The sequence below is a fragment of the Faecalibacillus faecis genome (assembly GCF_003024675.1).
GTDB classification, from domain to species: domain Bacteria; phylum Bacillota_I; class Bacilli_A; order Erysipelotrichales; family Coprobacillaceae; genus Faecalibacillus; species Faecalibacillus faecis.
Genome location: NZ_PYLP01000001.1, coordinates 280795 through 300563 on the forward strand (window position 1 = coordinate 280795; position 19769 = coordinate 300563).

The following is a 19769-nucleotide window of genomic DNA, read 5'->3' on the forward strand; positions in this document are numbered from 1 at the left end:
CTGTTTATTATTTATAAAGTTTCAGAATATTTTATACAAATTAAATCAGAAATAAGCTGTAATGGATAGGGATGACTTGCATAGCCACCTTTACTGTTATAACGGATGTAGAAATCGATAAATGGATATTCTATTGACTGATCAGAAGTAATCATGCATATCTTTGGTTTCTTTTTGTTACTTTTGAATGGCTTGGCTCTTGGAAAAATACGATCAAAATAGGTTCCTGATTCTGAAAAAATAATAATAAGATTATTTTCATCAGCGTCAGTAATATAGTCTGCCTGATCTTTGATATTAAAACAAGAAAAGATAAGTTTACCACTTGTTTGCAGATCGAACTGTAAATTGCAGGCAACACTTTCAGATTGCATATAGCCAAAAGCGGCTATTTTCTGATAAGAACTGATTTCTTGAACAAGTGTATTGATTTGTTTTTCAATATCATTTTCTAAAAAGTAATTTAAATTGGAAATAACATTTTTTACATATGATTGAACCATTGATGAGGATTCATATTTTTCATAGTCAAACTTTCTTTTTAAGCGAGCAGATTCAACTGAAAATTTTGCAATTTGATTTTTCAATGCGTTAAAATCTTTAAGTCCAATATCACGACAAAAGCGCGAAATACTAGAATTTGACACATAACAAGCCTGAGCTAAATCTGTGAGAGAACATTCTTCTAAATCGCGCATATTTTCTATCATATATTTGGCTATTTTATAGTTATTTGAACCTTTTGGTTCATCATTAAGTGTTGATAAAAGTATAATTATTAGGTTAAACATGGAGAATCTCCTTTATGTATATTTTAAATAATTATACCATAGTTAATTATTGTTTAACAACAATAGTTTTAGCTACTTTATCATGAAAAGATTGTGTATTTGTTTGAAAATAAGCATAGATAATTGAACTAATAGTTAAAGCATAGGCAATATATTTTAAAGGATCAACAATCATTGTAAGTTTAAATAATGGAAGTAGCTTTCTTATATAGGTTGGGATGATAATCATTCCACCTTCAAGTAAGGATGCTCCAAGAAGTTCTCTTAGCAACATATCTTTTAAATTGATTGATTCATTATTTTCTTTAATGATTTTGATCTTACATATTTTTTTACCAAGTGTTTGTCCTTTAAAAAGATATGTTGGAATAAATATATAGTAAACAATACCAATCAAAACACCATAAAGACCTAAAGCAAGACCTATAGAAAAATCATAGTGTGTCAGGTCAAACATATAAGGTTTTAAGTAGTCATTTCCCCTTAAATAGAAGGTAATAGGAATAACGGCCAACATATTAGTAAGATACCAATCAATGATCATAGCTACAAATCTTCTAACACGTGTTTCGATAATATCCATATTATTTCTGTTTTTATTGCTTTTGTTATTTTTTGTTTTATTTTTTCTCATAAGTAGTCCTCCAGGATAGAAAAATTATAACAAATGAATGCTTTATTTACTTTTGCTTTTCCAAAAGGTAGAAATTATTTCCAAATATTGGAAATAAAAAAAGAAAGCCGAAGCTTTCTATAAAGATTTTATAATCTTTTATAATCATCCATATTTAATAAAGATGCAGCATCTTTATCACAGATAACAGTGAAGTTAGGATGTAATTTTAAAACAGTTGCTGGTAGTTCATCTGAAATTGGTGAATCTAACACTTGTTTTAAAATTTGAGCTTTTTCTTTACCAGTAACAATCATTACAAGATGTTTCACTCTCATTAGACTTTTTGGCCCCATTGATAAAGTGATTGGTAGATGATCTCTTGCTGGATATGTTGGATTAGCTGCATTTTTTGTTTTACGATCCATTGGATAAGTATAACTATCCATAGGTGTACATCTTGGACAGTTGCTGCAGAAATGTCCATCCCAACCTAGTCCAATCAACATAACATCAATACCACCAGCATCTCTGATTTCTTGATCATAAGTTTCCCAATTTTCCATTGTTGTTGTATGGATTCTTTCATCAGGAATATTTGCATCTTTAAAGAATAGTTCTTGCATTTCTTCCCAGTTTGGGCCATGTGGTTTATCTTGATAAGGTGCTTCATCAAAAAGATAGTATTGAATGTCTTTGAATTTTTCTTGGTCTTTAACATAAGGCACCATCATCTTATAAAGATTGATAGGAGAGCGTCCAGCAGTTAAAGAGATGTTGACTCTTTTATCTTGCATCATTGCTCCAAGTAAAATGTGCATTGCACTTTCGCTCATTTTTTGTTCATTTTCTTCAATGATTAACTTCATAATATATCCTCCTGTTTATAAGAAGATATAACTCACACACAATTTCATTATAAAAAATAAAAAGGAAGTGTCAATATAAAAAAATGACTGCAAATAAAAAAAATAAAGCAATTTATTTTCATGAATTGGAAAAGATTTCAAGTAATTGGAAAGGTATTTTTTATTTTGAAAATCAAAAGAATTTACAAGTGTTACAGCTATATAATATCACTGTAATAAGAAGGGAGGGAACTTTCATGAATTTCATGGAAAAATTTAATGAGCTTGCAAACCGTACACTTGTACCAATTGCTAACAAATTAGGGAATCAAAGACATTTGGCTGCTATTCGTGATGGAATGGTAGTAGCAATTCCGTTATCTATTTTAGGAGGGGTATGTTTAATTATTTCAACACCACCTTTTAAACCAGAAACACTTCCAAATTGGGGATTTATTACTGACATGTTAAATGGTTGGTATAATTGGGCGCAAGCCAACAAAGCAATGTTGCAATTGCCTTATAATATGACAATGGCATTAATGGGATTATTTATTGCATTTGCAATTGCTTATCATTTAGCAGATGAATACGAAATGCCAAAATTAAATTCAGCAATCGTATCAACTTCAGTATTTTTAATTGTATCAGCACCAACAACTTCAGCAGTAGCATCAAATCTTATTGTTGATGGAAAAAGTGCAACAGATTTATTAGCTTTAGCTGGTAATTACATACCAACGACCTATTTGGATGCCAAAGGTATCTTTACAGCAATCTTGGTTGCTATAGGTTGTGTGGAAATTATGCATTTTATGTTTAAAAAAGACATTCGTATTAAAATGCCTGAAGGTGTTCCACCAGCAATCAGTTCATCATTTGATGCAATCTTACCATTATTTATTTGTGTAATCATTTTCTATGGTATTTCTTTAGTTGTACAAAACTTTAGTGGACAACTTTTACCAAGTATGATCATGACAGTTTTAGCACCTGCAATTTCAGGACTTGATTCATTAGTTGGTATTTGTTTAATTACAATGATTGCTCAAGTATTCTGGTTCTTTGGATTACATGGAGCAAGTATTACTCAACCAATCCGTTTACCATTTATGCAAATGTATTTAATTGCAAATCTTTCAGCATTCTCTGCTGGACAACCAATCGTCCATTACTTTACTCAACCATTCTGGTCATATGTCATTACACTTGGTGGTGGAGGTGCAACAATGGGATTATGTATCTTATTGGTAAGATCTAAATCTGTAGAATTAAAGACATTAGGAAAATTATCAATTGGACCTGCAATCTTTAATATCAATGAACCAATTATCTTTGGTTTACCAATGGTTTTAAATCCATTAATGATGATTCCATTTATCTTTGTACCAGTAATCAATTCAATTATTGCTTATGGCTTAATGGCCTTCCATATTGTAGGAAAAGGAATTATTGAAACACCATGGACAACACCAGCACCACTTGGAGCTGCACTTGGATGTATGGATTTCAAAGCAGCAATCATGGTTATTGGTTTAATTATCTTAGACATGGTTTTATACTATCCATTCTTTAAATTATTAGAAAAACAAAAATTAGAAGAAGAAAATTCAGTGCAAACAAATTAAAAAAAGAAGATAAAAACTCACACATAAATCTTTTAAAAATTGAATAACTTAAGTTAGCTCTAGTGATCATCAAGACCATTAGAGCTTTTTTTAAACTTAAAGTTCGACATTTATTTCTCTCGTTTTTTTAAGAAGGTGGATACTATGTCAACTAAAGTTAGGGTAAACTTGAGAGAAATGAATTCTAAATATTATCATCAAGATTGTTTTGTTGAAGTTAATCAGGATGTTTATGACACAATGAACAAATATGATCACATTGATGCAGCATATAAAAGAAAAGTAGATTATCATAAGGGATATATTTCATTAGATCGAAGTCTATTTCTAGAATTAAAAAAATTGGCTTTGATGTTAACGAAAACTTATTTTTGAAAGAATTAATAAGTTTTATAGAATTAACAATTAAAGACTTACCAGTACAAGAAAAAGATATTAAAATTTAGATGAAAAAAATCGTGATATTTTATTGGTGTTGAATAGTATAAACACGAAAGATCACTTTTAGTGAAAACTAAAGTGTATTTTTAGAGTTTATCTATTTATAAGGAAATTAATTTGTTATACTAAAAATAGAAATGAAAAGGAGTATATTATGAAATTACATTATCGAGGAAAATACAATTTAGATCCGGCAACCTTACCAACCTGTAAGCATCAACCGAATGCTGTTAAATTTAAAGAAGTTGACTCAACAAAAGAGCTTGCTGTTATTGCTAATGGCATAGCAATAGCCTTAATGATTTTATTAGCTATTCCTGTTTATTTAAAATATAAAGGTTTATTATTTGATTATTTTGATGAAATGATGGTAGGGGCAATGCTTCCTTTATTAACGATGTTTCCTCATGAACTTATACATGCTCTTTGTTTTAAAGAAGATGTTTATTTATATACAAATTTTAAACAAGGTCTCTTGTTTGTTGTAGGATGTGAAACAATGAGTAAACACAGATTCATTTTTATGTCGCTTTTACCAAATATTGTTTTTGGTTTTCTTCCGTATATGATTTCTTTTTTAGGAATTCAATATTTAACTTTAGCTGTTTTAGGCGTTATTGCAATTGGTATGGGTGCAGGAGATTATTATAATGTTTTTAATGCGTTAATTCAAATGCCTAAAGGGGCACGCACATATTTATACCAAATGAATTCTTATTGGTATATACCGGAAAAATAATAAAAAGAAAAAAATATTTTGAAGTGGATGTGCTTACATTGGTTTTGAGCGTTGAGAAAGTAGAAAAATAGGTTTATACTAAAGAAGTAGAGTAAAGGAAGGCAAGAGTTATGAAGAAAAATGAGATTATGTCAAAAACAAAAATTGTATGTACTATTGGACCAGCTTCTGAAAGCAAAGAAATGCTTACAAAATTAGTCAAAGCTGGAATGAATGTGATGAGATTAAACTTCTCACATGGAACTCATGAAGAACATGAAGAAAAAATCAATACTTTATTAGAAATTAATAAAGAGCTTTCAACAAATGTAGCAATCTTATTAGATACAAAAGGACCTGAAATTCGTACAGGAGATTTCGTTGGAGGTAAAACTTCTTTTAAAAAAGGCCAAACATCTGTTATTTGTGTAGAAGATATTGTAGGAACAAGTGAACGTTTTACAATTACTTATAAAGATTTATATAAAGATGTTAAACCAGGTGGTTTCATTTTAGTAAATGATGGTCAAGTTGAATTATTAGTTGATCATATTGATGGAACAGATATTGTTTGTGTGGCTGCCAATGATGGTGATGTTAAAAACAAACGTGGAATCAACGTTCCAGGAATTAAATTAGGATTTGATTACTTATCACCAAAAGATATTTCAGATTTAACATTTGGAGCACATCAACCATTTGATTATGTAGCTGCTTCATTCTGTCGTAGAGCACAAGATATCATTGATATCAAAAAATTATTAATTGAAAATGGTAGAAATGATATTCAAATCTTAGCGAAGATTGAAAATCAAGAAGGTGTTGAAAATGTAGACGAAATTCTTGATATTGCAGATGGAATCATGGTCGCTCGTGGAGATTTAGGTGTAGAAGTTCCTGCTGAAGATGTGCCACTTATTCAAAAATCGATTATTAAAAAATGTAAACAACGTGGAAAAATCGTTATTACTGCAACACAAATGTTAGAAAGTATGCAACAAAATCCACGTCCAACTCGTGCTGAAGTATCTGACGTTGCAAATGCTATTTATGATGGAACAGATGCTATTATGTTATCAGGAGAATCAGCAAGTGGATTATATCCTCAAGAAGCTGTCTTAATGATGTCAAAAATTGCACATAAAATTGAATCAAATTTAGATTATCAAAGTTTACAAAGACAAGCAATTCGTACAGCACCTGATGATACAAGTGAAGCAATCTGTATGTCCGTTGCTGAAATTGCTTATAAATTTAATGTTGCCGCAATTATTGCCTTTACAGAATCAGGATTTACTGCTCGTAAAATGGCACGTTATCGTACAAAATCTCGTATCATTGCTGCGACACCTTCACTAAAGACAGTAAGAGCTTTAGCTTTAAACTGGGGTGTTAAAGCAGTTCCTTGTAAACCTTTAAATTCACGTATTTCAATGATTGATTATGCAAGTATCATTGCTCGTGAAAATGGTGTTAAACCAGGTCAAAAAATTATTGTAACTGGTGGTACTCCAGGGGTTAAAGGTACCACAAGCTATTTAGAACTTATCGAAGTTAAATAAAACACTCGAAAGAGTGTTTTTTTTAAATTCATAAAAATGAAATAATAAGGTTATACTATACAAGAGGAAATAAATAATAGAAAGAGAGGTTTTATAAATGTGTACAGCAGCAACTTATCAAACTAAAGATTTTTATATGGGAAGAACGTTAGATTATGAGTTTTCTTATGGTGAAAAAATTGCTATTATGCCAAGAAACTATCCTTTACAATTTAGACATGATGGAAAAAAGATCACTCATTATGCTTTAATTGGTATGGCTCATGTTATTGATGATTATCCATTATATTATGATGCCGTTAATGAAAAAGGTTTAGGTATGGCAGGTTTAAATTTTGTAGGAAATGCTTGTTATAATGATGTTCAAGAAAATGTAAGGAATGTCGCTCAATATGAATTTATTCCTTGGATTTTAAGTCAATGTGCCTCTTTAAATGAAGCAAAAAAACTCATCAAAGAAATGAATCTTGTTAAAACGCCTTATAACGAACAACTTCCTGCAGCTTCATTACATTGGATCATTGCAGATAAAAGTGGATGTATTACCGTTGAATCTGTCAAAGAAGGATTAAAAGTCTATGAAAATCCAGTTGGTATCTTAACTAATAATCCTGCTTTTGACAAACAAATGTTTAATTTAAATAACTATATGTTTTTATCACCCAAACAACCTGTAAATATGTTTTCTAAAGAATTAGATTTAAAAACTTATTCTAGAGGAATGGGAGCTTTAGGACTTCCTGGAGATTTATCTTCTATGTCACGCTTTGTTCGTGTCGCTTTTACAAAAATGAATGCAAAATCAAAAAGCAGTGAAAAAGAAAGTGTTAATCAATTCTTTCATATTTTAGGATCGGTTGAACAACAAAGAGGATGTTGTGAAGTGGCTGAAGAAAAATATGAAATTACAATTTATACATCATGTTGGAATAGTCAAAAGGGTATTTACTATTATACAACCTATGATCGTCGTCAAATTACGGCAGTTAATATGCATAAAATAAATTTAGATGGGCAACAACTTATAAGTTATCCAATGCTTAATGACGAAGAATTTTATGAACAAAACTAATATTTTTGAGATAGTGAAAGCTATCTTTTTTTTTATTATTAAATGTGATTAAAATCGCATGAACAACATATATTTCAAAGAAAATAAGTTAATTTTTTAACTTGGTGTAAACGCTTTCAATTTAAAAAAGATAGGACTACAATAAGGTTAAAGGGGATGAAAATCATGCATTTAAAATCATTTATTGGAGGTATACATCCAAAAGATCAAAAACACTATACAAAAGATTTGCCAATCATCAAGCTAAATGCAAGTGAAGAAGCTGTATTTTTGTTAAAACAACATATTGGAGCGCCTTGTAAACCACTTGTTAAAATAAAAGATGAAGTTAAAGTAGGACAAAAAATTGCTTGTGAAGATGGTTTTGTTTCTAGTCCGATTATTTCATCTGTTTCAGGAACAGTAAAAGCAATAGAAGAAAGAATGGATATTTCTGGAAAAATGCAACAAGCAATCGTTATAAATAATGATGGTTTGTATCAAAGTATTGAAATAGAAACAAATGATTATAAATCATTAAGCTATGAAGATAAAATAGAAAAAATTAAAGAAGCTGGGATTGTCGGCTTGGGTGGTGCTGGTTTTCCAACACACGTTAAATTATCTGTTAAGGATATTAATAAGGTTCATTATTTTATTGTTAATGGGGCAGAATGTGAACCCTATCTTACGAGTGATTATCGTTTGATGTTGGAAAAAACAGATGAACTTATAGATGGAATCCATGTGATTTTAGACATGTTTCCTAAGGCAATTTGTTATATCGCAATTGAAGATAATAAAAAAGAAGCGATTTCTTTACTTGAAGAAAAGTGTAAAGATGAAGATAAAATCGAAGTAAAGGCTTTAAAAACAAAATATCCTCAAGGTGGAGAAAGAATGTTGATTAAAGTTCTTACAGGAAAAATGCTTAATTCAAAAATGCTTCCTGTTGATGTGGGTTGTATTGTAGATAATGTAGCGACAACAATTGCTATTAATCAAGCCGTTCGTTATAATCAACCACTTTTTTCTAAAGTAATGACAATATCTGGAGAAGGAATAAAACCTTGTAATATAGAGGTTCCTTTAGGAACAAGTTTTCAGTTTATTGTAGATCAACTTGGCGGTTTTAAAGGTGAAATCAAAAAAATTATTTGTGGAGGGCCGATGATGGGAAGTGCTTTGATGACACTAGATCTTCCAGTTACAAAAACAACCAGTGCTATTCTTGCTATGAATCAAGATGAAGTTTCACTTTATGAGCCTTCTGCGTGTATTCGTTGTGGAAGATGTTTAGATGTTTGTCCAAGCTTGCTTAAACCACAAATACTCTATCAAATTGCGTTAAAAAATGATACAGAAGCCTTTATCAAAAATCAAGGTATGGATTGTATTGAATGTGGCTGTTGTAGTTATACTTGTCCAGCCAAACGAAATATGACACAAGCCTTTAAGAAAATGAAATATTTAGTTTCAATTAATAAAAGAAAGTAGGTAGCTTTATGAATCAATTATTACATGTATCTTCTTCACCACATATTAAAGATAAAGTCACAACATCTTCCATTATGCTTGATGTTGTTATTGCCTTATTACCAGCTACTTTTTTTGGAATCTATCAATTTAAAATAAAGGCTTTATTTATTATTCTAACCACGATAATCACATGTGTTTTATCAGAATATATCTATGAATATTTCATGAAAAAAACGATAACAATCAAAGATTTATCAGCTGTTGTTACAGGCCTTATTTTAGCTTTAAATTTACCAGCAACGGTTCCTTTATGGATACCAGTGATTGGTGGTATTTTTGCAATCATTGTTGTTAAACAGCTTTATGGTGGATTAGGACAAAACTTTATGAATCCTGCATTAGCAGCACGTTGTTTTTTACTCATTTCTTTTGCAGGTAGAATGACTAATTTTGTTTTTGATGGTCTAACTTCACCGACACCTTTAGTTGTTTTAAAAAATGGACAAAGCTATGAACTTTTAAAGATGTTTTTAGGAACGACTTCAGGAACAATAGGAGAAACATCAACTTTCGCTTTACTTATTGGTGCAGGTTATTTGCTTATAAAAGGAATTATCAAGTTAACAATTCCTTTAACTTATTTAATTATATTTTCAATTTTTACTTTATTTTTTTCACCTTGTTCATTTGACTTTTATTATTTGGCCTGTGAACTTTGTGGAGGAGGACTTATTTTTGGTGCCTTTTTTATGGCAACAGATTATGTTACAAGTCCTATGGATCGAAAGGGACAAATCGTTTATGGAATTATTTTAGGAATTTTAACAGGACTCTTTCGTTTCTTTGGAACAAGTAGTGAAGGTGTTTCTTATGCAATCATTATTTCTAATTTACTTGTTCCATTAATTGATAAAATCACTTTAAAAGGTGGTGTTTTCTAATGAATTTAAAAAAAATAATAAAAGATGTCTTTATTCTTTGTTTAATAACAATTATTTGTGGAGGTTTGATGGGGTATGTTTATCAAATAACAAAAAAGCCTATTGAAAAACAGGCTAAGCAAACGCAACAAGAAGCATATAAACTTGTTATGAAAAAAGCTACAAGCTTTAAAAAATACGAAGTTCAAAAAATAAAAAAATTATCAAAACAATTAAAAAATAATGAAAATAATGTAGAAATTGTCCAAGCATTAAAAGCGTATCAAAATAAAAAAAACATAGGTGAAATTATTCAAGTCATCGACCATGATGGTTTTGGTGGAGACATTGAACTTATTGTTGGTATCAATCAACAAAAAGAAATTACCGGTGTTGAAATTTTATCCATTGATGAAACTGTTGGACTAGGGATGAACGCTAAAAATAAAGAATTTAGAGATCAGTATAAAGGAAAAAAAGTAGATCGTTTTGAAGTTGTAAAAACCGGAAAGCAAAGTGATGAAGAAATTGATTCTTTATCAGGTGCTACCATTACTTCTAAAGCAATGACAAGCGGTATCAATGGAGCACTTGAATTTTATGATCTCTTGAAAGGAAGATGAGAATATGGAAAAGTATCTAAAACCTTTATATAATGGCATCATTAAAGAAAATCCAACATTTGTCTTGATGCTTGGAATGTGTCCAACACTTGCAGTAACGACTTCTGCTATTAATGGAATGGGAATGGGACTTACGACAATGACGGTTTTGATTATGTCTAATTTTTTGATTTCGTTGCTTAGAAATATCATTCCAAGTCGTATGCGTATACCGGGTTATATTGTTATTGTTGCTTCTCTTGTAACGGTTGTACAATTATTACTTCAAGGATATATACCTTCTTTATATGATACATTAGGAATCTATATTCCTTTAATTGTTGTTAACTGCATTATCTTAGGAAGAGCGGAAGCTTTTGCTTCTAAAAATCCACCACTTCTTTCTATGATGGATGGGATAGGAATAGGTCTAGGATTTACTTTAGCTCTTACATGTATTGGTTTAGTAAGAGAAATCTTAGGGTCAGGAACAGCATTTTCAGTACCTTTACCATTTTCTTTTGAACCTATCACGATTTTTGTTATGGCGCCAGGCGCATTCTTTGTTTTAGCTTTTTTAACGGCCATTCAAAATAAATTAAAGCTACCAAGTGCCACAAATACAAAAGAATCTTCTCTTAAATGTGGGGGAAATTGTGTTGAATGTTATGGTCATCAATGTCAAATAAACAAATCCTTATTAAAGGAGGAACTTAAAAAATGAAAACTCTTATTCTAACACTGATTAGTGTTTCCTTAGTCAATAATGTTGTCCTATCTCAATTTTTAGGATTATGTCCATTTCTAGGAGTTTCAAAACAGACAAAAACAGCACTTTCAATGGGTGGCGCCGTCATCTTTGTTATTACGATTGCTTCAGCCGTCACAAATTTATTATACCGTTTACTTGTTTTATTTCATGTTGAATATTTAGAAACAGTGTCTTTTATATTAATTATTGCTGCATTAGTACAACTTGTAGAACTCTTTTTAAAAAAAATATTCTAAACCACTTTATAATTCATTAGGAGTTTATTTACCGTTGATTACAACTAACTGTGCAGTTTTAGGAGTGGCTCTTACCAATGTTCAAAATAATTATGATTTTATTACAAGTGTTGTTGCTGGTTTTGGAACAGCATTAGGATTTACAATTTCTATTACCATACTTGCAGGAATTAGAGAAAGAATTGCGGATAATGATATTCCTCATGTCATGCAAGGATCGCCCATCGTTTTAATTACCGCTGGTTTAATGGCGATTGCTTTTATTGGTTTTTCAGGACTTATCTAAGGAGGATTTTTTATGAATACTGTATTAATTGCCATACTTGTTGTCGGAAGTATTGGCCTTATCGTGGGTGTTTTTCTATCTTTAGCGAGTGAAAAATTCCATGTTCAAGTTAATGAAAATGAAGAAAAAATAAGAGCGGTTTTACCAGGTAATAACTGTGGTGCTTGTGGTTATCCAGGATGTGATGGACTTGCTTGTGCGATTGCTAAAAAAGAAGCACCAATCAATCAATGTCCTGTAGGTGGCAATGAAGCTGCTAAAAAAATAGGAGAAATTCTCCATTTAGAAGTAGAAGAGAATATACATTTAGTGGCTTATGTTAAATGTAAGGGAACGTGTGATAAAATACAAAGACAATATCAATATGACGGCATTCATGATTGTTTAAGTGCAGCCGTTGTCCCAGGAAGTGGCGATAAAAAGTGTCGTTTTGGTTGTATGGGGTATGGCAGTTGTGTAAAGGCTTGTGCTTTTGATGCCATTCATGTTATTGACGGTGTTGCTCAAGTTGATAAAGAAAAATGTAAATCGTGTCAAAAGTGTATGGATGCTTGTCCGCAGCATCTTATTGAAATGGTCCCCTATGAATCTTTATGTCATGTAAGATGTAATAGTCATGATAAAGGGCCAGTAGTTAATAAAAACTGTAAGACAGGATGTCTAGGATGTATGATGTGTCAAAAAGTTTGTCCAACAGGAGCGATTAAAGTTGAAAACTTTTTAGCACATATTGATTATTCTAAATGTATTCATTGTGGTAAATGCAAAGAAAAATGTCCAAGAAAGATTATTGAATAAAAAGAAAAAGGACATTAGTCCTTATTTAAATAGTGCTTAAAGGATTTGCTATAACTTACTTGATTGTTTTCATCGATAAAACAACCAGAAACATCTTCAAGTGAGTTAAGTAATTCAAGTCCTTTTTCTTTTCCTAAAGAAAAACAAACCGTGCTCAAAGCATCTCCTTGAATTGATTTTTTAGAAATAATCGTTACTGAACTTAAACCATTTTCATAACTATAACCCGTTTTTGGATTTAAAATATGATGATATCTTTTAGAATCAATTTTAAAAAATCTTTGATAAGTTCCACTTGTAACAACAGATAAATCATTGATTTTTAAACTAAACAATGAATCAGACGTTTGTTGTGGGTTGGTAACACCAATAATAAAAGGATTCTCTTGTTTTTTTCCAACGCATAAAATGTTACCTCCTAAATTAATAAGGGCACTTTTGACATTTTCTTTAAGTAAATAGTTTTTGATTTGATCGGCGATGTATCCTTTCGCAATTGCTCCTAAATCAATCATCGTTTCTGTATTTAGAAAACGTATTTTATGATTTTCTAAAATAATATTTTTATAAGAAACGTCGTGAAGATGTTGTTGAATCAATGGATCTTCAGGAAGTGTGTGCTTTTTAAAATCCCATAATGAAGAAATCGAACCAATGGTAATATCAAAGCTTCCTTTTGATAAATCACTATAATAAAGACCTTGTTTAATAACTTTATAGAGATCATTGGATAATTCCTGAGCTTCTAATTTGTTGGAAGAATGGTTTATTTTATAGAGTTCACTTTTTTTATTATTGGTAGAAAAGATACGCTCATATTTCTTGCATAAATCAAAACAGTTATTTAAAATATTTTTAGAAGAAGAATCATAAAGGGTTATTTGGATAATTGTGTCTAGACAAAATTCTTTATTAGAAAGAGGAGCTGTATTTTTACAACCGCAAAGGATAAATGAAAAAATAAGTAATGAAAGTATTGATTTTTTCATAGGCAACCTCCTTTTTTATATTATAGCATGGAGTAAGAAGATGAAAAATAAAACGTTAAGAAATGATTTGATTATTCTTGGCATTCTTGTTGTTTTGATAGGAGGTCTTTTTCTTTTTAAATCAAAACAACAAGGAGCAAAAATTGTCATAAAAAGAAATGATCAAATTGAAGGTTATTATTCTTTAGATGATGATCGAATCATTAATATTGATAATGAAAATATAATACAAATTAAAAATCATGAGGCTTTTATGATAAAAGCAACTTGTCCAGATCATTTATGTATTAAACAAGGGAAAATAAATAAAAAAGGGGCAACGATTGTTTGTTTACCGCATCATTTAGTTGTAGAAGTGATTGAAGGAAATGAAGGAAAAGAAGATGGAAAAGTCTATTAAAAAATTATGCTATTTGGCTTTATTTTGTGCAATAGCGATTGTTTTAAGTTATATAGAATCATTAATACCTCTTTATTTAGGCGTTCTAGGAGCTAAATTAGGGCTTGCAAATGTCGTTACTTTGACATTACTTCTTTGTTTTGGCTTAAAAGAGGCTTTTATTGTCATGCTTTTAAGAATTTTGGTTGTTTCTATGACTTTTACGAATTTCTATATGTTTTTATATAGTTTATCAGGAGGATTGCTTTCTTTAATAATCATGTATTTATTTTTAAAAACAAATTTATTTTCTAATATCATTATTTCCATTATGGGTGGTATTTTTCATAATGTAGGACAATTATTGGTGGCAATACTTTTTTTTAGTTCAACAGTATTTATGTATTATTTACCTTATCTAATGCTTTTTGGTATACTATCGGGTATTGTAATAGGCATTTTAGGTGAAATCATTTATTTAAAAATAGGAAATCAATTAAAGAAAAGAGGTTAGAAGTATGTTTATTATTCAAAAAATAAAAACAATGCAAAAATACAAGAAGAAAAGATGAAAGAATAGGTTAAACGTTATACATGTGATGTTTTGATTAATAGTTGTGTTTGTGAAAGGTGACTTAAAATAGGTGAGATTTAGTCAATATCTAGTAGCTAAAAATTTATAATTTGTTTTACTTAAGGATTTGATATGTAATTGAAATTGTCTTTTTTGTGATTACTTTTAAAATAGAAATCAAAGGAAGAAAAGAACTATGAAAGACTAATATCGCTATTTTGTAAATAAGGGAAATCACCAAATAAAAATAATATATTAAAACAAGAAGAATATCGCTTTAAAACATTTAATCAAAATACCGCACTTCAAATTATTCAACAAATCATAGAGGCTGCTAAAGCGTATGATAAACCTTTTGCATCAAGAATTGTTTATGGAGATAAAATCATTGCTGAATACAGTGAACTAGAAAATACGTCGTGGTTAAATCGAAAAGAAAAAGTTTGTTATGAAACGAAACATTCTTCGTATTATATCTTCTTAGATAATCGATTAGTCATGACACCAATGCGAACAAACTTTGGTGAATAAAATGGTGAGATGAGTTTTTTACATATGAATTATTATGAAAGACGTGCTAAAGGAGGCTATGGTCTTTTAATTGTAGAAAATGCTTATGTGAAATATCCAGAAGGAAGTAATGGAACAACACAATTACGTATAGATGCCGATAATTATATACCTCGTCTTTATAAACTATGTGAAACCATTCATCAATATGGTACGAAAATAGCTATTCAATTAAACCATGCAGGAGCAAGTGCCATGGAAAGTCGTATTGGAATACAACCTGTTTCTGCGAGTGCAACTCCTAATAAAGCAGGAGGAGCGATTCCTCGTGCTTTAACAGTAGAAGAAATTTATAGTATTGCAGATGATCATGCAACAGCTGCTAAAAGAGCACAAACCATTGGTTTTGATGCAATAGAAATTCATGCGGGACATTCTTATTTGATTTCTCAATTTTTATCACCCCTTACCTTTGTTTTTGTTATAACGAATTCTATTTCTTTTGAAAAATGAGTTTTCATTTTATGAAAAAATGTAACCGAATACAATAAAATAAATATAATAAGTAAAGAACAAATAGGAGGAATTCAAATGGGATTTAAAGAAGGTTTTTTTTGGGGTGGCGCAACAGCTGCTAACCAATATGAAGGTGGATATTTAAGCGGTGGTAAAGGTCTTGCTATTCAAGATGTCATCACTGGTGGAGATGGAAGAAATAATATTCCTAGACGTATGGCTTTAAAATTAGCGGATGGATCTACAAAATTTATTGACCGTAGAGGCACAGAAGTACCGGATGGAGCTGTACCTTATGTAGATGAAAATACATATTATCCTAGTCATGTGGCTACAGATTTTTATCATCATTATAAAGAAGATATTGCTTTGTTTGCGGAAATGGGATTTAAATCATTCCGTTTATCTATTAACTGGACAAGAATTTTCCCAAATGGTGATGAAAAAGAACCTAATGAAAAAGGTTTACAATTCTACGATGATATTTTTGATGAAATGTTAAAATATGGTATTGAACCACAAGTAACAATTGTACATTTTGATTTACCACTTCATCTTGCCACAGAATATGATGGTTGGTATAACAGAAAAACAATTGATTTCTATATGAATTATGTTGAAACGATTTTCAATCGTTACAAAAATAAGGTTAAATATTGGTTAACATTTAACGAAATTAACTTCTGTAAAGATTATACAAATTTAGGAATTACAGAAGCTTTATCTAGACCTGATAAAGTTGCACAAGCAGTTCATCATTTGCTTGTTGCTGCAGCAAAAACAGTTATTCGCGGACATGAAATCAATCCTGATTTTATGATTGGTATGATGATCAATTATTCAGAAATTTATCCAGAAGATTGTAATCCAGAAAATATGTGGAAACGTATTACAGAAAAAAGATTACGTACATTCTATACAGATGTTCAAAATAAAGGATTCTATCCGGAATGGAAACTTATTGAATATAAAAATGCTGGTATTGAATTAAAAATGGAAGAAGGAGATCTTGAAACATTAAAAGCAGGGACAGTGGATTATATAGGTTTCTCTTACTATTCAACAAGTGTTGCTACTGTAAACGTAGATGCTAAAAGAACAGCTTCAAACTTAGAAAGTGCTGTTAAAAACCCTTATTTAAAAGCAAATGATTGGGGATGGCAAATTGATCCAGTTGGTCTACGTATTGTTTTAAATGAATTATGGGATCGTTATCATAAACCACTATGGATCGTTGAAAATGGTTTAGGAGCTATTGATAATGTTGAAGAAGATGGTTCAATTCATGATCCTTATCGTATTGATTATATGAAACAGCATATCATTGAAATGAAAAAAGCAGTTGATGAAGATGGTGTTGATTTAATGGGATATATGCCTTGGGGATGTATTGATGTGGTTTCAGCAGGAACTGGTGAAATGAGAAAACGTTACGGATTTATCTATGTAGATATGGATGACGATGGAAATGGTGATTTGCACCGTGCACGTAAAGATTCTTTCTACTGGTATCAAAAAGTATGTCAGTCTAACGGAGAAGAATTATAAAAAAGAATTGCGAATGCAATTCTTTTTTTAATGGTTTTCTTTTATTAATTGGAAGAATGATTTCATTTCATGAGAAAGCCATTTGTTTTTATGGCAGAGAAGCTGACGATAGACATCAATTTGGTAATCAGGAATATTAATTTGAATGATTTTTTTATTTTTTAAATCATTTTCTAAAATATATTTTGGTAAAAAACTGATATATTGATCAAGTTTCAATAGTTCTAAAAGTAAATCTGTATTTTTAGATTGAATAAAAGGTTTGATTTCTAAATGGTCTTCATGAAGTTTTTCTTCGAGAAGACGACGATAACTGGCATCTTTTTCTGTTAAAATAATAGGATAAGCTAAGATATCTTGAATTGTTGGTTGTTTCATTTTGCAAATTGGATGATGACATGATGCTACAAAAGCAACTTCTTCTTTGAATTGATATATTTTTAGCCAATCTGTATCTAAAAGTTGTTTATCAACTAAGTAAGCAAAATCAATATCATTATTTTTAAGCATTTTTAAGAGTCCTTCAATTGTATCTGTTGTAATCGAAACAGATACATGAGGGTGGTATTGATGATATTTACAAATAAGCTGAGGAACTATGGAAGAACATAATGAATCAATAGTTCCAATTGTAAGATGACCATTAAGTTCCAATGAAGGATTAATGGCTTCTTTCGCACATGAAATATCATCAAGTATCTTCAAACAGTGCTGATAAAATGTTTTACCATGATTTGTAAGAGTTACCTTTTTACCTAAACGATCAAACAATTGCACACCCAGTTCTCTTTCAAGATTTTTGATATGAACGGTGATGGATCCTTGACAATAATCTAACTTTTTAGAAGCTTTTGAAAAACTGCCTTGTTGAACAATTGTTGTAAATGAAATAAGTTCTTGTATTTCCATAAAATTCTCCTATTAAAAAAATTAAACATATCCATTAAAATCATTTAATTTACTTGATAATACATTTATATTAAACTAGAGTTATCAATTAATCAAGGAGTAAAGGAGCGTTTATATGAAAAAGACAGAACAAAAATATCAAACGTATGTTCAAATATTAAAAGAAGAATTAATTCCTGCTATGGGATGTACAGAGCCGATTTCATTAGCGTATGGAGCAAGCCTTGCTAGAAAAGTGTTAAATCATTTACCTGCAAAAATTGTTGTAGAAGCAAGTGGGAGTATTATAAAAAATGTAAAGAGTGTCATTGTTCCTCATACACATCATTTAAAAGGAATTAAAGCAGCTGTTTGTGCTGGAATCATAGGGGGCAATGCTGATAAATATTTAGAAGTATTAAGTCAAATTGATGAAAAAACAAAGGAAGAAATAGACCAATATATAGAAAAAGTAGATTTTGAAGAACATTTTTTAGAGAGTTCAAAAGTATTTGATTATATAATAACGGTTTGGAATAAAAAAGAGTATGTAAAAGTGAGAGTAAGTGATTCTCATATGAATGTTGTTTGTATAGAAAAAAATGGAGAAATACTTCAAAAAGAGAAAAGCATTATAAAAGAGGAAAAAGCAGATCGCTCATTATTAGATATAGAAGATATTTATGATTTTATAGCGACTGTTGATTTGATCGATATTCAAGAAATTTTAGAAAGACAACTAGATTATAATTATGCGATAGCTTGTGAAGGTTTAAACGATAATTATGGAGCTAATATTGGAAAAGTTCTTTTAAAATCTTTTGGCAAAGATGTAAAAAATAAAGCGAAGGCTTATGCTGCAGCAGGGAGTGATGCAAGAATGAATGGTTGCGAATTGCCGGTTGTTATTAATTCGGGGAGTGGTAATCAAGGTATGACATGTTCTTTACCTATTTTTATCTATGCTCAAGAATTAAAGGTTTCAAAAGAAAAAATGTTTAGAGCATTAGCACTATCTAACCTTGTAGCAATTCATGAAAAAAGTGGTATTGGAACTTTATCAGCTTATTGTGGGGCAGTAAGTGCCGCTACTGGAGCTGGTGCGGGAATTGCTTACTTATACGATGAAGATTATCAAACTGTCATTCATACAATTGTTAATACACTTGCCAATGTTTCGGGGATAGTTTGTGATGGAGCCAAAGCTTCTTGTGCGGCAAAAATTGCTTCTAGTGTTGATGCGGCTATTTTAGGCTATCATATGTACAAAAATGGACAAGAATTTAAATCTGGAGACGGACTTGTGATGGAAGATGTTGAAGCAACGATTCAGAGTGTCGGACGATTAGGCAGAGAAGGAATGAAGGAAACGAATAAAGAAATTATTAAGATGATGATTCATGAATAATAGACAAATGGAGCATTGATTTATCAATACTCCATATTTTTATTTTGAAGTTAAATCTTTAATAACATCACTGGCAATAATGAGACCTACAGTTGAAGGAACAAAAGCGTTACTTCCAGGAATATCTCTTCTAATTGTACATTTACGTTTTGTACCAGGAGGGCATATACAATGTGTTCGGCAACTAATGGATAAATCATCTATTGGGCGAA

20 protein-coding genes and 1 pseudogene are annotated in these 19769 nt (G+C 30.5%); 16 read left to right on the plus strand and 5 right to left on the minus strand.

Going from position 1 to position 19769, the window contains the following annotated elements; genetic code table 11:
• Nucleotides 1-11: 11 nt before the first annotated feature.
• The 3 genes from C7U55_RS01470 to C7U55_RS01480 form a co-directional block, all read right to left on the minus strand.
• Nucleotides 12-791: a MurR/RpiR family transcriptional regulator gene (locus C7U55_RS01470; protein ID WP_106987031.1), complete on the minus strand. Its 780-nt coding sequence runs from the start codon at nucleotides 789-791 to the stop codon at nucleotides 12-14.
• A gap of 46 nt (nucleotides 792-837) precedes the next feature.
• Complete coding sequence (locus tag C7U55_RS01475) at nucleotides 838-1425, minus strand: RDD family protein (RefSeq protein ID WP_227212899.1); 588 nt, start codon at nucleotides 1423-1425, stop codon at nucleotides 838-840.
• Between the two features lie 128 nt (nucleotides 1426-1553).
• Entirely contained in the window at nucleotides 1554-2273 is a 720-nt protein-coding gene (locus C7U55_RS01480; RefSeq protein WP_032091554.1) for a 6-phosphogluconolactonase, read from the minus strand.
• Nucleotides 2274-2509: 236 nt separating this feature from the next.
• On the opposite strand from C7U55_RS01480, the gene C7U55_RS01485 reads away from it, so the two are divergent.
• The 11 genes and pseudogenes from C7U55_RS01485 to C7U55_RS01535 all read left to right on the plus strand — a co-directional run bounded on the left by C7U55_RS01485 (nucleotide 2510) and on the right by C7U55_RS01535 (nucleotide 12745).
• The gene (locus C7U55_RS01485; protein ID WP_106987091.1) at nucleotides 2510-3880 is read left to right on the plus strand and encodes a PTS sugar transporter subunit IIC; all 1371 of its coding nucleotides are present in this window, start codon (nucleotides 2510-2512) and stop codon (nucleotides 3878-3880) included.
• A 144-nt stretch (nucleotides 3881-4024) separates the two neighbouring features.
• Entirely contained in the window at nucleotides 4025-4255 is a 231-nt protein-coding gene (locus tag C7U55_RS01490) for a hypothetical protein (protein ID WP_106987032.1), read from the plus strand.
• A 220-nt stretch (nucleotides 4256-4475) separates the two neighbouring features.
• Complete coding sequence (locus C7U55_RS01495; protein ID WP_106987033.1) at nucleotides 4476-5060, plus strand: DUF3267 domain-containing protein; 585 nt, start codon at nucleotides 4476-4478, stop codon at nucleotides 5058-5060.
• Nucleotides 5061-5170: 110 nt separating this feature from the next.
• A complete protein-coding gene (gene pyk / locus C7U55_RS01500; RefSeq protein WP_106987034.1) occupies nucleotides 5171-6601 on the plus strand; it encodes a pyruvate kinase in 1431 nt (476 codons plus the stop codon).
• A 97-nt stretch (nucleotides 6602-6698) separates the two neighbouring features.
• Nucleotides 6699-7673, plus strand: coding sequence for a choloylglycine hydrolase (gene bsh / locus C7U55_RS01505; RefSeq protein ID WP_106987035.1), 975 nt, complete (start codon nucleotides 6699-6701; stop codon nucleotides 7671-7673).
• Nucleotides 7674-7838: 165 nt separating this feature from the next.
• Nucleotides 7839-9149, plus strand: coding sequence for an electron transport complex subunit RsxC (rsxC, locus tag C7U55_RS01510; protein WP_106987036.1), 1311 nt, complete (start codon nucleotides 7839-7841; stop codon nucleotides 9147-9149).
• Between the two features lie 8 nt (nucleotides 9150-9157).
• Complete coding sequence (locus tag C7U55_RS01515) at nucleotides 9158-10072, plus strand: RnfABCDGE type electron transport complex subunit D (RefSeq protein ID WP_106987037.1); 915 nt, start codon at nucleotides 9158-9160, stop codon at nucleotides 10070-10072.
• Entirely contained in the window at nucleotides 10072-10674 is a 603-nt protein-coding gene (locus C7U55_RS01520; RefSeq protein ID WP_106987038.1) for an RnfABCDGE type electron transport complex subunit G, read from the plus strand. Before C7U55_RS01515 ends, C7U55_RS01520 begins: the two co-directional genes overlap by 1 nt.
• Nucleotides 10675-10678: 4 nt before the next feature.
• Nucleotides 10679-11377 carry an electron transport complex subunit RsxE gene (gene rsxE, locus C7U55_RS01525; RefSeq protein WP_106987039.1) on the plus strand — a complete coding sequence of 233 codons (699 nt, stop codon included), beginning with the start codon at nucleotides 10679-10681 and terminating at the stop codon, nucleotides 11375-11377.
• Nucleotides 11374-11947: pseudogene (locus tag C7U55_RS01530) on the plus strand (electron transport complex protein RnfA). Before rsxE ends, C7U55_RS01530 begins: the two are co-directional and overlap by 4 nt.
• A 12-nt stretch (nucleotides 11948-11959) precedes the next feature.
• Nucleotides 11960-12745, plus strand: coding sequence for an RnfABCDGE type electron transport complex subunit B (locus tag C7U55_RS01535; protein ID WP_106987040.1), 786 nt, complete (start codon nucleotides 11960-11962; stop codon nucleotides 12743-12745).
• A 14-nt stretch (nucleotides 12746-12759) separates the two neighbouring features.
• On the opposite strand, the gene C7U55_RS01540 is transcribed toward C7U55_RS01535, so the two are convergent.
• The gene (locus C7U55_RS01540) at nucleotides 12760-13734 is read right to left on the minus strand and encodes an FAD:protein FMN transferase (protein ID WP_106987041.1); all 975 of its coding nucleotides are present in this window, start codon (nucleotides 13732-13734) and stop codon (nucleotides 12760-12762) included.
• Between the two features lie 40 nt (nucleotides 13735-13774).
• Here C7U55_RS01540 and C7U55_RS01545 point away from each other — a divergent pair, with 40 nt between their 5' ends.
• The 4 genes from C7U55_RS01545 to C7U55_RS01560 all read left to right on the plus strand — a co-directional run bounded on the left by C7U55_RS01545 (nucleotide 13775) and on the right by C7U55_RS01560 (nucleotide 17261).
• Nucleotides 13775-14134, plus strand: a complete 360-nt coding sequence (locus C7U55_RS01545; protein WP_106987042.1) for a NusG domain II-containing protein — start codon at nucleotides 13775-13777, stop codon at nucleotides 14132-14134.
• Nucleotides 14118-14627, plus strand: a complete 510-nt coding sequence (locus C7U55_RS01550; protein ID WP_106987043.1) for a Gx transporter family protein — start codon at nucleotides 14118-14120, stop codon at nucleotides 14625-14627. The genes C7U55_RS01545 and C7U55_RS01550 overlap by 17 nt, the downstream gene beginning before the upstream one ends.
• A gap of 600 nt (nucleotides 14628-15227) precedes the next feature.
• The gene (locus C7U55_RS01555) at nucleotides 15228-15710 is read left to right on the plus strand and encodes an oxidoreductase (protein WP_227280477.1); all 483 of its coding nucleotides are present in this window, start codon (nucleotides 15228-15230) and stop codon (nucleotides 15708-15710) included.
• Between the two features lie 78 nt (nucleotides 15711-15788).
• On the plus strand, nucleotides 15789-17261 hold the full coding sequence (locus C7U55_RS01560) for a family 1 glycosylhydrolase (protein WP_106987044.1): 1473 nt from the start codon (nucleotides 15789-15791) through the stop codon (nucleotides 17259-17261).
• Between the two features lie 27 nt (nucleotides 17262-17288).
• Here the strand turns inward: C7U55_RS01560 and C7U55_RS01565 are convergent, their stop codons facing one another.
• Nucleotides 17289-18170, minus strand: a complete 882-nt coding sequence (locus tag C7U55_RS01565) for a LysR family transcriptional regulator (protein WP_106987045.1) — start codon at nucleotides 18168-18170, stop codon at nucleotides 17289-17291.
• Nucleotides 18171-18285: 115 nt separating this feature from the next.
• On the opposite strand from C7U55_RS01565, the gene C7U55_RS01570 reads away from it, so the two are divergent.
• Entirely contained in the window at nucleotides 18286-19557 is a 1272-nt protein-coding gene (locus C7U55_RS01570; RefSeq protein WP_106987046.1) for an L-cysteine desulfidase family protein, read from the plus strand.
• The last annotated feature ends 212 nt before the right edge of the window (nucleotides 19558-19769 follow it).